The sequence below is a fragment of the Streptomyces sp. NPDC048392 genome (assembly GCF_043200575.1).
Taxonomy (GTDB): Bacteria; Actinomycetota; Actinomycetes; order Streptomycetales; family Streptomycetaceae; genus Streptomyces.
Genome location: NZ_JBICYB010000011.1, coordinates 30,721 through 46,313, shown reverse-complemented (window position 1 = coordinate 46,313; position 15,593 = coordinate 30,721). Strand labels below are relative to the sequence as shown.

The following is a 15,593-nucleotide window of genomic DNA, read 5'->3' as shown; positions in this document are numbered from 1 at the left end:
CGCGCCATGTCCGCGACACGTACCTATTTTCAGGGGGACCCCCAGTGACCACTCAGCCGCCGCCTCAGGGCAACCCGTTCGCGCAGGGCCAGCCGCAGGCCCCGCAGCAGCCCCAGGGACAGAACCCCTTCGCCCAGGGGCAGCCGGGCTTCCCGCAGCAGGCCGGCCAGCCGGGGTTTCCCCCGCCCGGCGCCACCGTTCCGCCGCCCGGCCGTCCCAACCGCTTCAGCAAGAAGCTGCTGCGCGTCGGCGCCGTCATCGTCGTAGCGATTCTGATCGCCTTGGGCAAGTGGTACTGGGGACAGTCAGACGCCGAGACCACGTCGGTGGGCAGCTGCATGCACAACGAAGGCACGCAGGTCAGTCCCGACCTCGCATCCGTCGACTGCTCGTCAAGTGACGCCCAGTACAAGGTCGTCGAGAAGTTCGACAACACCAGCGACGACAGCAAGTGCGAGGCCGTTAAGGAAGCGACGATCGCTTACTACCAGACGGGCGACAACCACGATGTGGTTCTCTGCCTCAAGGAAGTGAAGTAAGCCCTGTAGGTCAGGCCGGAGCGGGTGATGTTTCACGTGAAACATCACCCGCTCCGCAGTTCACGCCTCCTGTTCGGCCCACCACTCCCTGAGCGCCGCCACCGCCGCGTCGTGCTCCATCGGGCCGTTCTCCAGGCGAAGCTCCAGCAGGTGCTTGTATGCCTGCCCCACCGCCGGCCCAGGGCGGACGCCGAGGATCTCCATGATCTGGTTGCCGTCCAGGTCCGGGCGAATCGCGTCCAGCTCTTCCTGCTGCTGAAGCTGCTCGATCCGTTTCTCCAGACCGTCGTACGCACGGGAGAGGGCCGACGCCTTGCGCTTGTTACGGGTCGTGCAGTCCGACCGCGTCAGCTTGTGGAGGCGGTCGAGCAGTGGCCCGGCGTCCCGGACGTAGCGGCGAACCGCGGAGTCCGTCCACTCACCCGTGCCGTAACCGTGGAAACGCAGGTGCAGCTCGACCAGGCGTGAGACATCCTTCACCAGGTCGTTCGAGTACTTCAGCGCGATCATGCGCTTCTTCGTCATCTTGGCCCCGACCACCTCGTGGTGGTGGAACGAGACCCTGCCGTCCTCCTCGAAGCGGCGGGTCCGCGGCTTGCCGATGTCGTGCAGCAGGGCGGCCAGGCGGAGAGTCAGGTCGGGACCCTCACTCTCCAGGGCCATCGCTTGCTCCAGAACGATGAGCGTGTGGTCGTAGACGTCCTTGTGCCGGTGGTGCTCGTCCCGTTCAAGCCGCAGCGCCGGCAGCTCGGGCAGGACCCGGTCGGCGAGGCCCGAGTCCACCAGCAGGGTCAGCCCCTTGCGCGGGTGCGAGGAGAGGATGAGCTTGTTCAGCTCGTCCCTGACCCGCTCGGCCGAGACGATGTCGATGCGGTCGGCCATGTCCTTCATGGCCTTGACGACCTCCGGCGCCACCTCGAAGTCGAGCTGAGCGGCGAAGCGCGCGGCTCGCATCATCCGCAGCGGGTCGTCGGAGAACGAGTCCTCGGGAGTACCCGGGGTACGCAGCAGGCGGGCCGCGAGATCGTCGAGTCCTCCGTGCGGGTCGATGAACACCTTCTCCGGAAGGGCGACGGCCATCGCGTTCACGGTGAAGTCACGCCGGACGAGGTCCTCCTCGATGGAGTCGCCGTAGGACACCTCAGGCTTGCGTGAGGTGCGGTCGTACGCCTCCGACCGATAGGTGGTCACCTCGATCTGGAAACCCTCTTTCTGCGCCCCGACCGTGCCGAAGGCGATCCCGACCTCCCAGACCGCGTCCGCCCACGGCCGCACGATCTCGAGTACGTCCTGAGGGCGGGCGTCGGTCGTGAAGTCCAGGTCGTTGCCGAGCCGGCCGAGCAAGGCGTCCCGGACCGAGCCGCCGACCAGGGCAAGCGAGAACCCGGCCTCCTGAAAACGGCGGGCGAGATCGTCGGCGACAGGGGCGACCCGCAGCGGCTCACTCACCGCGTGGTGCTGCTCCCGGCTCAGGGCACTGGGGCTGACTTCGTTGGCGTTCGGCACAACAGAACAGGGTACGTGGCCCGGGCGGAGACAGGCGCCCCCATTGATCGCCTGCCCAATCCCCCACTTCCACACCGTTCCCTTTATAGGCGCACATACAGGGCCGCCCGGCCTGAGCGCGGATCTTGTGGCGTACTCCGCGGCACTTCCCCTCGCCGCACATCGTTACCATGCGTGGACGCACATTCCGACGACCACTGATCACGACGAGGGACGGGCGAGCGCGTGGCCGAGGCGGCAGACTTCCAGGGGACCAGTGCCTCACCTGCCCGCCGGTGGCTCCGGCGCACCACGGCACTGCTCGCCGGGGCGCCGCTGCTGGCCGGCCTGGCCCAGCTGCCCGCCGCCGGCTCGGCGCACGCCGAGGAAGCGGCCGCAGCCCTGGCCGACGCCGACTCGGGTTCGGTGGCCGTGGCGGTCGACTCGCTCGCCCCCTCCGCGCCCACGGACGGGGACACGGTGACCGTGTCGGGCACCGTGACCAACAACGGCAAGCGGGCCGTCACCGACGCCCATGTGGGCCTGCGTGTGGGCCCCGAGATCGACACCCGCTCGTCGGTCGACGCGATCGCCAAGGACAGCGACGATCTCCAGGGTTCCATCTCCCCGGAGATCGACAACAAGTACACCGAGAAGTTCTCCAAGCTCGCCCCCGGCGTCGCCGAGCACTTCAACATCTCCGTGCCGGTCGACGATCTGGATCTCGGCGAGAACGGCGTCTACGAACTCGCCGTCTCGCTGTCCGGACAGACCTCCGCGCAGCCGTGGGAGCAGATCCTGGGCATCCAGCGGACCTTCCTGCCGTGGCAGCCCGAGGAGGCCGACATCAGGATGAGGACCACAGCACTGTGGCCGCTCGTCTCGAGCACGCACATGGCCGCCGAGACGGGGCCGAACGAGGAGCAGACGCCGGTCTTCCTCAATGACGACCTGGCCAAGGAGATCTCTCCCGGCGGCCGCCTGAACCAGATGGTTACTCTGGGCAAGGATCTCGACGTCACCTGGGTGGTCGATCCGGATCTGCTCGCCTCCGTCGACGCCATGACGGGCAGCTACCGGGTCCGGGACGGGGACAAGACCGCCGCCGGCACCCACCAGGCGATCGCCAAGCAGTGGCTGGCCGACCTGCAGGACGCGGTGGCCGACAAGGAGGTCGTCGCCCTCCCCTTCGCCGACCCCGACCTTGCCTCCCTGGCCCACAACGGCACGGACGTCACCGGTTCCCTGAGCCAGCTCAAGGACGCGACGGACGTCATCGACAACACGGTCGAGCCGATTCTCCATGTGAAGCCGAACACCGACTTCGCCTGGCCCGTGGAGGGTGCCGTCGACCGGTCGATCGTCAAGGTCGCCACCTCCGCGGGCGCCGACAAGGTGATCGCGCGCAGCGACAGCCTCCAGGAGAGCAGCGGCCTGTCCTACACGCCCTCCGCCGCCCGCCCCATCGGCGGCGGCACCACGGCCGTGGTGGCGGACGCCCGGATGTCCACGGCGTTCGAGGGCGACCTGACCAAGGCCTCCGTCTCCACGCTCGCCGTGCAGCGCTTCCTCGCCCAGAGTCTGGGGCTGAGCCTCCAGACCGGCAAACAGCGCAGCGTGGTCATCGCCCCGCAGCGCACGCCCTCGGGAAGCCAGGCCCGTGCGATGGCCGAGGCGCTGCGTGCCCTGCAGAGCGGCACCTGGTCCGAGTCCCAGAAGCTGGCGGCGGCCTCTGCCGCGAAGCCGGACCCGGACGCCACCAAAAAGGTACCGGGAACCTCCTCCTATCCCTCGGCGCTGCGCAAGAAGGAGCTGCCGCGATCGGCCTTCGTGGAGAGCGCGCGGACGCAGGACTCACTGAACAACTTCAGGGTCGTTCTCTCGGACCCGTCCCGGGTGGTGACCCCCTTCGGGCGTGCCCTGAACCGGGAGATGTCCGTGTCGTGGCGGGGCCGGCCCGCCGAGGCGGAGTCGTTCCGCGCCGGTGTGAAGTCGTACCTCGACGGGTTGTCCGGCCGGGTCAGACTGATCGACAAGTCGGAGACGAAGCTCTCCGGCCGCAGCGCCACCATCCCGGTGACGGTGCAGAACAACCTGGTGCAGGACGTCGGGCCCCTGGTTCTGCGGCTCACCTCCACGAACCCCACGCGCCTCGAGATCGGCGGTGCCGGCTACGAGGAGCAGCCGATCTCGGTCTCCGGCGGCCACAGCCAGTCGGTGAAGTTCACGACGTCGGCCAACGCCAACGGACGGGCGACGGTGATCGCCCAGCTGTACACGACGGACGGCCGGAAGTACGGCGAGCCCGTCACCTTCGACGTGAAGGTCACCGAGATCACGGCCACCGTGATGCTCGTCATCGGCGGCGGCGTCCTGCTGCTCGTCCTCGCCGGCTTCCGGATGTACACGCAGCGCAAGCGCGCCGTGGCCCGTGCCGCCGAGAAGGCCGAATCCGGGGAGTCGGCGCCGTCGGAGAACACCCAGGACGCCCCGGAGAACCCGGAAGGCACCGACGGACGTCTCGTGGAGGAGTCCGGGGCACAGAGCCCGGCAGGCGACGCGGAGCAGCCGAGTGACCCGACACCGGACACCGCAGCGGAAAGCGCGGACCCGTCCGGCACGGGTGAGAGAGTGGACCGTTGAGGATGTCGTGGCCGGTCGGCCCGGGACGATGAGGTGGGGTAACCATGAACGCGCCGTACGACGGTGACCGCGGTCAGGCCGTGGACGGCTCGGGTCACCCCCAGGACCCGCCACCGGACCCCGGCCGGCCAGCGCCGCAGCCGCAGCCGCCCGCGGACACGTACCTCCAGGACGCCTACGACCAGGACCCCTACCGGGCGCAGGACCTCTCCGCCCAGGACCCGGTCTCCGAGGCGCTCTACGACCGCGCGGCGCACCCCCCTCCGCCTCCGGGCACGTATCCACCGCAGCAGCCGCTGTACTCCGAGCCCTCCCAGTCGCCCTACGCTCCCGACCCTCGCGTCTGGGCCCAGACCCCGGCCCCCGAGCCGGAGGGCCCCACACAGTACCTGCCGTACGGCGACGACCCTCGGACCACTCAGTTCGTCGGCGTGGACGACCTGGTCGGCCAGGCCGGTGACCAGCGCCACGAGCCGGACGCCTTCGCCCACCTGTTCCGGGACCAGCAGCAGGGCGGCGGCCACCCCTCGTACGACGACCAGGCGTCCGTACCCGCTCCGGCCCCGGCACCCGGGCCGTACGGCGGGGCGCCGGGGCAGTCCGGCACGACACCGACACCGGGCCAGTACGGCGGGCACCAGGGGCCCGACCCGTACGGGAACGCTCCGACGCCCGGCCAGTACGCCGGCCCCACTGCGACGGCCGGCCGGCACGCGGCGCCCGCGCCCGGCCAGAACGCGGTGGCCCCCACCCCCGAAGCGGCCGAGGCCCCACTCCAGGGACCCGAGTCCGCCCCACCGGTGGCCGCGCCCAAGAAGGGCGGACGGGCGGGGGGTCTGCTGAAGTCGAGCGCCCTGATGGCGGCGGGCACGATGGTGTCGCGGCTGACCGGATTCATCCGGTCGGCGATGATCGTCTCGGCGCTGGGCGTCGGCCTGCTCGGCGACACCTTCCAGGTCGCCTACCAGCTGCCCACGATGATCTACATCCTTACCGTCGGCGGCGGCCTCAACTCCGTCTTCGTTCCACAGCTCGTACGAGCCATGAAGGACGACGACGACGGTGGTGAGGCCTACGCCAACCGCCTGCTGACCCTCGTCATGGTGGCGCTGGGCGCGCTGACTGTGATCACGGTCCTTGCCGCGCCCTTGCTGATCCGGCTCCTGTCCAACCCCGTCGCGAGCGACCCGGCCGCGAACGAGGTCGGCATCACCTTCGTCCGCTACTTCCTGCCGTCGATCTTCTTCATGGGTCTGCACGTGGTGATGGGGCAGGTCCTCAATGCCCGCGGCAGGTTCGGCGCGATGATGTGGACCCCGGTCCTGAACAACATCGTCATCATCGTGACGCTGGGAATGTTCCTCTGGGTCTACGGCACTGCGGAAAACTCGGGACTGAAGGTCACGAGCATTCCGCCGGAGGGCCAGCGTCTGCTCGGGGTCGGAGTGTTGCTGGGCCTCATCGTGCAGTCCCTGGCCATGATTCCGTACCTGCGGGAGACGGGTTTCCGGCTTCGGCTGCGCTTCGACTGGAGGGGCCACGGACTCGGCAAGGCCGTCACCCTCGCCAAGTGGACGGTCCTGTTCGTTCTCGCCAACCAGGCGGGCGCCATGATCGTCATCCAGCTCTCCACCGCTGCGGGCAAGGCGTCGCCCGTCGACGGCACGGGTTTCGCCGCCTACGCCAACGCGCAGCTGATCTGGGGACTGCCTCAGGCCATCATCACCGTCTCGCTGATGGCCGCCCTGTTGCCCCGCATTTCCCGCTCGGCATCCGAGGAGGACGGAGGAGCCGTCCGGGACGACATCTCGCAGGGCCTGCGCACGACGGCCGTGGCCATCGTTCCCGTCTCCTTCGGCTTCGTCGCGCTCGGCATCCCGATGTGCACGCTCATGTTCGGCTCCTCGGGAACCAGCGAAGCCACGAACATGGGCTACATGCTGATGGCCTTCGGTCTCGGCCTCATTCCGTACTCGGTGCAGTACGTCGTCCTGCGTGCCTTCTACGCATACGAGGACACCCGGACGCCCTTCTACAACACCGTCATCGTGGCCGTGGTCAACGCCGCCGCCTCGGGCCTGTGTTACTTCCTGCTGCCGTCGCGCTGGGCCGTCGTGGGCATGGCCGCCTCCTACGGCCTGGCCTATGTGATCGGTGTGGGCATCGCCTGGCGCAGGCTGCGCAAGCGGCTGGGCGGGGACCTGGACGGCGCCAGGGTGCTGCGGACGTACGCCCGGCTGTGCATCGCGTCCGTCCCGGCCGCCCTGCTCAGCGGCGCGGCCTGCTACGCGATCAGCCGTGCGCTCGGCCAGGACGTCGTGGGGTCGTTCGCCGCGCTGCTGGCCGGCGGACTGCTCCTGTTCGGTGTCTTCTTCGTCGCCGCCCGCCGCATGCGCATCGAGGAAGTCAACTCACTGGTCGGCATGGTGCGCGGACGCCTGGGACGCTGAGCCCGGGGGTAGGCGCACAACCATCGTCCCCCGCTGTGTGTCGTGCATAGCGGCGGACTGTGGGCACAATTGGGTTCGGCGTCGGACGCGCGGATCGGGAGTCGGCCGACGCGCATGGAATGGGGAGGCAGGAACGGCGGTGGCGGAACGGAGCACAGCTGCCGTCGACGTGGCAGACAACAGTGGCGATGAGCCGCTGACCGCGCAGGCGGACCAGTCCACGGCCGACGGGGTGGCCAACAACCGGGAGCGGGACACGGACAGCGACGAGGCACAGGGGGACCCCACGAGCGAGGATTCCGGCAAGTCCTCGCCTCCCGAACTGCACAGCGGGCACAAGCTCGCCAGACGCTACCGCCTCGAGGAGTGCGTCACCCGTCTGGACGGCTTCAGCAGCTGGCGGGCCGTGGACGAGAAGCTGCGCCGCGCCGTCGGAGTCCACCTCCTTCCGGCGGACCACCCACGAGCCCGCTCCGTGCTGGCCGCGGCACGGTCCTCCGCCCTGCTCGGTGACCCCCGCTTCGTCCAGGTACTGGATGCCGTCGAGGACAACGACCTCGTCTACGTCGTGCACGAGTGGCTCCCCGACGCCACCGAGCTGACCGCACTGCTCGCCTCCGGACCACTGGAGGTGTACGACGCCTACCAGATGGTCAGTCAGATCACGTCGGCCATGGCGGCCGCCCACCGAGAGGGCCTCGCCCATCTGCGCCTGAGCCCCAACGCGGTACTGCGCACGTCGACGGGCCAGTGGCGGATCCGCGGACTCGCCGTCAACGCCGCACTGCGCGGCATCAGTTCCGACACCCCGCAACGCACCGACACCGAGGCCATCGGCGCCCTTCTGTACGCCACCCTCACCCAGCGCTGGCCGTACGAGAGCGACGCCCACGGTCTGGCGGGTCTGCCCAAGGACATCGGACTGATCCCGCCGGACCAGGTCCGTGCGGGCGTCCACCGCGGTCTGTCCGAGCTGGCGATGCGGGCACTCGCCAACGACGGCGCCACCGCCTCCCGCCACGAGTCCCCGTGCACCACGCCGGAGGAACTGGTGAAGGCGATCGGCGAGATGCCCCGCATCCGCCCGCCGGAGCCGGCGTACACCGCTCCGCCCCAGTACCAGCGCACGGCCTATCAGCAGGGCCCCTACGGCCGTCCGGCACCGCATCCAGGGGTCACCCAGGCCGTGCCGACGCCGCCGCCCCCACTGCAGAGCCGTACCGGCAAGGCACTGAAGTGGGGCGTCTCGGCCCTGCTGATCGCCGCGCTCGGCCTCGGCAGCTGGCAGCTCGCGGACGCCCTGATGGAGCGAGGCGGCAAGGCCGACGACCAGAACCAGACACAGACGGTGGACGGCAACGACAAGAACGACGAGCGGACCAAGCCGACCAAGCCGATCAGCGTTCAAGGAGCCCAGGAGTACGTCGCCAGTGGCGAAGCCCAGGCACCGCAGGACGTGGCCAAGACCTACGACGGCGACGACTCCACCTTCTGGCGCACGAAGCGGTACAACGAAGGTCCCAAGCTCGCGCCGTACAAGCCCGGTGTCGGCATCGTCTATGACCTCGGATCGCCCCAGCAGGTCTCGGCGGCGTCGATAGCGCTCCGGTACAACGGCGATCACACGACCGTGCACCTCTACGCCACCGATTCGCTGTCGCCTACGACAGGAGTCGACGGCCTGAAGGAAATCGCGAGCGCCACCACCACCGGCACCTCGCTCACGGCCAAGGCATCGAAGTCCGTCAAGACCCAGTACGTCCTGCTGTGGATGACCGACGTGCCGAGCGCCCCTTCCGACGGCTACAGCGGCGCGGGCTACAAGCAGGCGATCACCGACGTGACGTTCAAGGGCTGAGAGCTCGCCGGGGAAAGGGGGAGGAGGCCGATGGCAGGTGACATCGCATACGGCGACATCGGCGATCAGGAGCTCCTCGCCCTGCACGTCGAAGGCGACCCCGACGCCTTCGGTGAACTCGTGCGCCGGCACCGCGACCGTCTCTGGGCAGTGGCCCTGCGGACGCTGGGAGATCGCGAGGAGGCCGCCGACGCCGTTCAGGACGCACTCGTCTCCGCCTACCGGGCCGCCCACACCTTCCGCGGGCAGGCGGCCGTCACAACCTGGCTGCACCGGATCACGGTGAACGCCTGTCTGGACCGTGCCCGCAAGGCCGCCTCGCGGAGGACCGCTCCCGTCGACGACACCGAGCGCCTGGAGCAGCTTCTGGAGCCGCACGAGTCGGCGTCAGCCCCCGCCGAGCGCAACGACCTGCACCGCCAGCTGCTGGAGGCCCTGTCCACCCTGCCGACCGACCAGCGGGCGGCCCTCGTCCTGGTGGACATGCAGGGTTATCCCGTCGCGGAGGCCGCTCGCATCCTCGACGTGCCGACGGGCACGATCAAGAGCCGGTGCGCCCGGGGGAGAGCCAGACTCCTGCCGCTGCTCACCCACCTGCGTCAGGACGGCAGCGATGAGGACTGGAAGCCCGACGCGGGGCGGAACCGGACGCAGGGTGCATCCGTCCCACCGGCAGCGGGGCCGCACCGGACGGGCCCGCCGAAGACAGGGCCGAGCGATTCAGCCGCGGTGAAGGGCGGAGGTGGACGAGCGTGACGTCGTCGACGACTGACATGACCGGACACCCGGACGTCGCCGAGATCTCCGACCTCGCCGAAGGTCTCCTCCCGGACACGCGGACCACCGACGTACGACGACACCTGGAGAGCTGCGAGCTCTGCACGGACGTCTTCGCGTCCCTGGCGGAGATCCAGGGACTGCTCGGCACCCTCCCGGCCCCGCCCCGCATGCCGGACGACGTGGCCGCCCGGATCGACGCCGCCCTGGCAGCCGAGGCGCTGTCGAGTGCCGACAGCGCGGAACCTCACCCCGCGGAGACCTCCTCCGGCGACGACGACGTGCGTGTTTCACGTGAAACATCAGCCGCGGCCGACCGGCCGGCCGGGCACGCCCGCCCCTCCTCCACCGGCCCCGGCCGCAAGGACCACCGGCGAGGAGGACGACGAAGAATCGCTGTACTCGGCGCCGTGGCCGCCGCTGCCGCCATCGGACTCGGATCGGTCATCGTGTCCTCCCTGACCGGGGGGCGTCCGTCCGGCGACACCGCCCACGAGCAGCAGACCGTACTCGCGGACACGTTCTCCGAGGGACAGCTCAGGGACAAGGTGACCGGCCTCCTCACGGACGACGGCGCCCAGAACGGGTCCCGCACACCGCGTAGCTTCGGCATGGAGTCCCAGAACGGTGGCCAGACCGCCGAGAACCATGTCTTCAAGAAGCCGACGGTCCCCGAGTGCATTCAGAAGGGCATCGGCCGCGACGACCCCGCGATCGCCACGGAACAGGGTGTCTACAAGGGCAAGGAAGCACTGCTGGTGGTACTGCCCGATGCCTCCAACGACACCCGGGTCACCGCCTACATCGTCGAGTCGACGTGTGTGGACCAGCCCGTGGTCGGCAAGGCCAAGATCCTTCTGAAGCACTCCTACGCGCGTTCGTAGCGGTCGGGCTTCCTTCACACATGGCGTCCCGGCCCTGTCGCCGTGTGCCCGGGCACAGAGGGAATGCGCGCCCCGTAGGATCCGTTAGGTGGGGTGAGAGTGCAGAGTGCAGCTCTCCACCCGGCCTGAAGACCCAGTCCAGAGACGAGGAATGAAGCCGTGAGCGACGTCCGAAACGTGATCATCATCGGCTCCGGGCCCGCCGGCTACACGGCGGCGCTCTACACCGCGCGCGCGTCACTGAAGCCGCTGGTGTTCGAGGGTGCCGTCACCGCGGGCGGAGCGCTGATGAACACCACCGAGGTGGAGAACTTCCCTGGTTTCCAGGACGGCATCATGGGCCCCGAGCTCATGGACAACATGCGGGCCCAGGCCGAGCGCTTCGGTGCCGAGCTGATCCCGGACGACATCGTCGCCGTCGACCTCACCAGTGAGATCAAGACCGTCACCGACACCGCGGGCACCGTCCATCAGGCCAAGGCCGTCATCGTCACCACCGGTTCCCAGCACCGCAAGCTCGGCCTGCCGAACGAGGACGCTCTGTCCGGCCGCGGAGTCTCCTGGTGCGCGACCTGTGACGGCTTCTTCTTCAAGGATCAGGACATCGCAGTGATCGGTGGCGGGGACACCGCGATGGAAGAGGCCACGTTCCTCTCCCGCTTCGCGAAGTCCGTGACGATCGTCCACCGCCGGGACACCCTGCGCGCCTCCAAGGCGATGCAGGAGCGCGCCTTCGCCGACCCCAAGATCACGTTCGTCTGGGACAGCGAAATCGCCGAGGTTCAGGGCGACCAGAAGCTGGCGGGCCTGAAGCTGCGCAATGTCAAGACCGGCGAGCTTTCGGACCTGCCGGTGACCGGCCTGTTCATCGCGATCGGCCACGACCCTCGCACCGAGCTCTTCAAGGGCCAGCTCGACCTGGACTCGGAGGGTTACCTGAAGGTCGACGCGCCCTCGACCCGCACCAACCTGACGGGTGTCTTCGGCGCTGGTGACGTGGTCGACCACACCTACCGCCAGGCGATCACCGCCGCGGGCACCGGCTGCTCCGCCGCTCTCGACGCCGAGCGCTTCCTCGCCGCCCTCAGCGACGAGGACAAAGCGGAGCCCGAGAAGACCGCCGTCTGACCACCCCATTCCCGCACCAACCAGTTAAGGAGCCCGCCGTGGCCGGCACCCTGAAGCATGTGACCGACGACTCCTTCGAGCAGGACGTCCTCAAGAACGACAAGCCCGTCCTGGTGGACTTCTGGGCCGCCTGGTGCGGTCCGTGCCGTCAGATCGCGCCGTCCCTCGAAGCGATTGCCGCCGAGTACGGCGACAAGATCGAAATCGTCAAGCTGAACATCGACGAGAACCCGGGTACGGCTGCCAAGTACGGCGTCATGTCCATCCCGACCCTGAACGTCTACCAGGGTGGCGAGGTCGCCAAGACCATCGTCGGCGCCAAGCCGAAGGCCGCGATCGTCCGCGACCTCGAGGACTTCATCGCCGACTGATGTTTCACGTGAAACGCGAATGGGCCGACCTACACAGGTCGGCCCATTCGTTGGTTACAGCGGACGCAGCACCGGTTCCTTCTGGACCGCTCCGAGTAGACGGTCCAGTGCCATCTCCACGTCTTCCTTCCAGGACAGCGTGGACCGAAGGTCCAGCCGCAGCCGCGGATAGCGGGGGTGGGGCCGGACCGTCTTGAAGCCCACTGCCAGCAGATGGTCCGCCGGCAGGACGCAGGCTGGATCTTTCCAGCGGGCATCGCCGAACGCCTCGATCGCTTTGAAGCCCCGGCGCAGAAGATCCTTGGCGACCGTCTGGACCATCACCCGGCCCAGTCCCTGGCCCTGATACCCCGGCATCACGAACGCGGTCATCAGCTGGACCGCGTCGGACGATACCGGACTGGTCGGGAACGCCGTCGCGCGCGGTACATACGCGGGCGGTGCGTAGAAGACGAAGCCCACGGGCACGTCATCGACGTAGACCACCCGGCCGCACGAGCCCCAGTCCAACAGGACGGCGGAGATCCACGACTCCTTCGCCAGGGCCGGTGTTCCCGCCTTTACCGCGGCCTCGCCGCTGACGGGGTCCAGTTCCCAGAAGACGCACGAGCGACAGCGTCGGGGGAGGTCCTGAAGGTTGTCCAGCGTGAGCGGTACGAGCCGACGCCCCATGAAGGCTGTTCCTCACTTCCTTCGCCTGCCGCGTCGCGGGCGGCTGTCAGAGCGCTCCGTTCCCTGAGCAGGCTGCCGAGGAACCCACCGACCGCGCCCAGCCCCAAGCCCGCGCTCACCAGTTCGGTGCGGCTCATCGTTCGCATGGCCCCTGCCTTCCTCTCAGAGGTACTGCCAGGTGACAAAGCCCTCCCGATCGCATCGTATCCACGATGCGGTGGCCTCGACACCGGCACAAAGCAAAGGGCGGGCCGTGTTCCGGTATGCGCCGGACACGACACGCCCTTGCGGCAGCTGAAGCGCCGCCGGATGCTCCACCTACCCGAGCATCAGGATTCGACGTCCTCGCTCTCGCCGTCCATGAGGCCTTTCTGCAGTACGGGGCCTTCGCCTGGAGCGAGGCTGCCGAGGATCCGCTCGAGGTCGTCCATGGAGGCGAACTCCACGGTGATCTTGCCCTTCTTCTGACCCAGATCGACCTTCACTCGCGTCTCGAAGCGGTCCGAGAGCCGCGTCGCCAGGTCCGAGAGCGCCGGGGAAACCAGGGAACCGGCCCGTGGGCCCTTGGCTCGCTGCGGCTTCTGCGGCCGGGATCCCATCAGGGTCACGATCTCCTCGACCGACCGCACCGAGAGCCCTTCGGCCACGATGCGATGGGCCAGCCGGTCCTGCTCCTCCGAGTCGTCGACGGACAGCAAGGCGCGCGCATGTCCCGCGGAGAGCACACCTGCGGCCACCCGGTTCTGCACCTTCGGGGAGAGCTTCAGCAGACGCAGCGTGTTGGAGACCTGCGGACGGGAACGACCGATGCGGTCCGCCAGCTGATCGTGCGTGCAGTTGAAGTCCTTGAGCAGCTGGTCGTAGGCGAACGCCTCCTCCAGCGGGTTCAGCTGGGCGCGGTGCAGGTTCTCCAGGAGTGCGTCCAGAAGGAGCTTCTCGTCCTCCGTCGCTCGCACGATCGCTGGGATGGCCTCCAGCTCCAACTCTCGGCAGGCGCGGAAGCGGCGCTCACCCATGATGAGCTCATAGCGCCCGGGCTCCGTCGGCCGAACGACAACCGGCTGGAGGAGGCCGACCTCCCTGATGGAGGTGACGAGCTCGGCCAGCGCATCGTCGTCGAAGTCCTTGCGCGGCTGCTTCGGATTCGGCGTGATGGCGTCGAGAGGGACCTCGGCGAAGTACGCCCCCATGGGCGGCCGAAGCCCCTCCGTACCCTCCGGTGCCGCCGGGTCTGCCGTTTCACGTGAAACACGCGACAGTGTGGCCACCTTTGCCGCGGCCACCCCGCGTTCGTTCGGCAGCAGAGGCATCGCCCCAGGGGCCGCGGAAGCCACGCTTCCCAGCGCCGCCGAGGCGACCGACTTCTCGGTCGGGGCGTTGGGGATCAGCGCGCCCAAACCACGGCCCAACCCCCTCCGTCGCTCACTCACTGGATCCCCTCCACCATGCTCGGGTCATTCTGAGCGCCGAGGTGTGCGTGGGTCGCGTCGTAGTTGACGCCCACACCCCTCAGCGCGATCTCGCGGGCCGCCTCCAGATAGGAGAGGGCTCCACTCGATCCTGGATCGTAGGTCAGTACCGTCTGCCCGTAACTCGGGGCCTCGGAGATGCGGACCGAGCGGGGAATGCTCGTCCGCAGCACCTCCTCGCCGAAGTGGCTGCGCACCTCGTCCGCGACCTGGGACGCGAGCCGCGTCCTGCCGTCGTACATGGTGAGGAGGATCGTCGACACATGCAGTGTGGGGTTGAGGTGTCCCCGAACCAGGTCGACGTTGCGCAGCAACTGCCCCAACCCTTCCAGCGCGTAGTACTCGCACTGGATCGGAATCAGCACCTCCTGACCGGCGACGAGCGCATTGACCGTCAACAGGCCGAGGGAGGGCGGGCAGTCGATGAGGATGTAGTCCAGCGGCTGCTCGTATGCCGTGATCGCCCGCTGGAGTCGACTCTCACGTGCGACCAGAGAAACCAGTTCGATCTCCGCACCGGCGAGATCGATCGTGGCGGGCGCACAGAACAGACCCTCGACATCGGGGACCGGCTGGACCACTTCCGAGAGCGGCCGGCTCTCGACCAGTACGTCGTAGATCGAGGGGACATCGGCGTGATGGTCGATACCCAGCGCGGTGGAGGCGTTGCCCTGCGGGTCAAGGTCGACGACCAGGACCCTGGCACCGTGCAGGGCGAGTGACGCGGCAAGATTGACGGTCGTCGTTGTCTTGCCCACACCCCCCTTCTGGTTCGCTACGACCATGACCCGGGTCTGCTCGGGCCGCGGCAGCCCCTCGCCGGTGCGGCCCAGAGCCTCCACCGCCAATTGGGCAGCACGACCGATCGGAGTGTCGTCCATCGGAGGCGGTGTTTCACGTGAAACATCCGCTCCCATCGACTCGGTACGGGGACCGGGGACCGGATCGGTCATCGGTCCCGCGATATTGGCGTCGGACCGCAAGGATTCACTCTCCTCGACTTCAGGCTCGCAATGAACAGAGCCTCCCATGCCTTCGGGGTCATGAACCAGTGAGGCCTGGCCTTGTGTGGAGAAATCCACCTCTGTGGACAACTCTGTGCCCTCTCCGAGCGACCCGAGAGGCTTTCGGTCACGGGGATCGGCCGCGGCGCGGCCGCGACTGATGATGCCGTGCAGCAGTGAGCGACGTTTCACGTGAAACACGATGCACAGCAGCCGGTGGCGAACTGCCGCGACACTCCGGTGTGCGGAGGTAGGGCAGCTTGTGTGGAGTACGGCCAGCCCTCAAGGGCCATCAGAACGACTGAGGGCCGTC

Annotated in this window: 12 protein-coding genes; 8 read left to right on the top strand and 4 right to left on the bottom strand. The window is 68.5% G+C overall.

Annotation, left to right across the window (positions count from 1 at the left end):
* The first annotated feature begins 44 nt into the window (after positions 1-44).
* Positions 45-539, top strand: a complete 495-nt coding sequence (locus tag ACGFYH_RS17145; protein WP_393803940.1) for a hypothetical protein — start codon at positions 45-47, stop codon at positions 537-539.
* 60 nt (positions 540-599) lie between these two features.
* On the opposite strand, the gene ACGFYH_RS17140 is transcribed toward ACGFYH_RS17145, so the two are convergent.
* Positions 600-2,045, bottom strand: a complete 1,446-nt coding sequence (locus ACGFYH_RS17140; RefSeq protein ID WP_393803939.1) for a CCA tRNA nucleotidyltransferase — start codon at positions 2,043-2,045, stop codon at positions 600-602.
* A 225-nt stretch (positions 2,046-2,270) separates the two neighbouring features.
* Here ACGFYH_RS17140 and ACGFYH_RS17135 point away from each other — a divergent pair, with 225 nt between their 5' ends.
* From ACGFYH_RS17135 to trxA, 7 genes are all read left to right on the top strand, one after another.
* Entirely contained in the window at positions 2,271-4,667 is a 2,397-nt protein-coding gene (locus ACGFYH_RS17135) for a DUF6049 family protein (protein ID WP_393803938.1), read from the top strand.
* A gap of 44 nt (positions 4,668-4,711) precedes the next feature.
* Positions 4,712-7,117, top strand: a complete 2,406-nt coding sequence (gene murJ, locus ACGFYH_RS17130) for a murein biosynthesis integral membrane protein MurJ (protein WP_393803937.1) — start codon at positions 4,712-4,714, stop codon at positions 7,115-7,117.
* A gap of 139 nt (positions 7,118-7,256) precedes the next feature.
* Positions 7,257-8,975 carry a serine/threonine protein kinase gene (locus tag ACGFYH_RS17125; RefSeq protein WP_393803936.1) on the top strand — a complete coding sequence of 573 codons (1,719 nt, stop codon included), beginning with the start codon at positions 7,257-7,259 and terminating at the stop codon, positions 8,973-8,975.
* A gap of 30 nt (positions 8,976-9,005) precedes the next feature.
* The gene (gene sigM / locus ACGFYH_RS17120; RefSeq protein WP_393803935.1) at positions 9,006-9,731 is read left to right on the top strand and encodes an RNA polymerase sigma factor SigM; all 726 of its coding nucleotides are present in this window, start codon (positions 9,006-9,008) and stop codon (positions 9,729-9,731) included.
* 17 nt (positions 9,732-9,748) lie between these two features.
* Entirely contained in the window at positions 9,749-10,636 is an 888-nt protein-coding gene (locus tag ACGFYH_RS17115) for an anti-sigma factor family protein (protein ID WP_393804076.1), read from the top strand.
* Positions 10,637-10,795: 159 nt separating this feature from the next.
* A complete protein-coding gene (trxB, locus tag ACGFYH_RS17110; RefSeq protein ID WP_393803934.1) occupies positions 10,796-11,764 on the top strand; it encodes a thioredoxin-disulfide reductase in 969 nt (322 codons plus the stop codon).
* 38 nt (positions 11,765-11,802) lie between these two features.
* Positions 11,803-12,135 carry a thioredoxin gene (gene trxA / locus ACGFYH_RS17105; RefSeq protein ID WP_003975042.1) on the top strand — a complete coding sequence of 111 codons (333 nt, stop codon included), beginning with the start codon at positions 11,803-11,805 and terminating at the stop codon, positions 12,133-12,135.
* A 54-nt stretch (positions 12,136-12,189) separates the two neighbouring features.
* On the opposite strand, the gene ACGFYH_RS17100 is transcribed toward trxA, so the two are convergent.
* The 3 genes from ACGFYH_RS17100 to ACGFYH_RS17090 all read right to left on the bottom strand — a co-directional run bounded on the left by ACGFYH_RS17100 (position 12,190) and on the right by ACGFYH_RS17090 (position 15,307).
* Entirely contained in the window at positions 12,190-12,807 is a 618-nt protein-coding gene (locus ACGFYH_RS17100; protein ID WP_393803933.1) for a GNAT family N-acetyltransferase, read from the bottom strand.
* 329 nt (positions 12,808-13,136) lie between these two features.
* Entirely contained in the window at positions 13,137-14,237 is a 1,101-nt protein-coding gene (locus ACGFYH_RS17095; RefSeq protein WP_393803932.1) for a ParB/RepB/Spo0J family partition protein, read from the bottom strand.
* Positions 14,234-15,307: a ParA family protein gene (locus tag ACGFYH_RS17090; RefSeq protein ID WP_393804075.1), complete on the bottom strand. Its 1,074-nt coding sequence runs from the start codon at positions 15,305-15,307 to the stop codon at positions 14,234-14,236. The genes ACGFYH_RS17095 and ACGFYH_RS17090 overlap by 4 nt, the downstream gene beginning before the upstream one ends.
* Between the last annotated feature and the right edge of the window lie 286 nt (positions 15,308-15,593).

Excerpts from the sequence above, each read along its gene's own strand:
- ACGFYH_RS17090 (WP_393804075.1), bottom strand. The coding sequence starts at position 15,307 with ATGGGAGGCTCTGTTCATTGCGAGCCTGAAGTCGAGGAGAGTGAATCC.
- ACGFYH_RS17100 (WP_393803933.1), bottom strand. The coding sequence starts at position 12,807 with ATGGGGCGTCGGCTCGTACCGCTCACGCTGGACAACCTTCAGGACCTC.
- sigM (WP_393803935.1), top strand. The coding sequence starts at position 9,006 with ATGGCAGGTGACATCGCATACGGCGACATCGGCGATCAGGAGCTCCTC.
- murJ (WP_393803937.1), top strand. The coding sequence starts at position 4,712 with ATGAACGCGCCGTACGACGGTGACCGCGGTCAGGCCGTGGACGGCTCG.
- ACGFYH_RS17115 (WP_393804076.1), top strand. The coding sequence starts at position 9,749 with ATGACCGGACACCCGGACGTCGCCGAGATCTCCGACCTCGCCGAAGGT.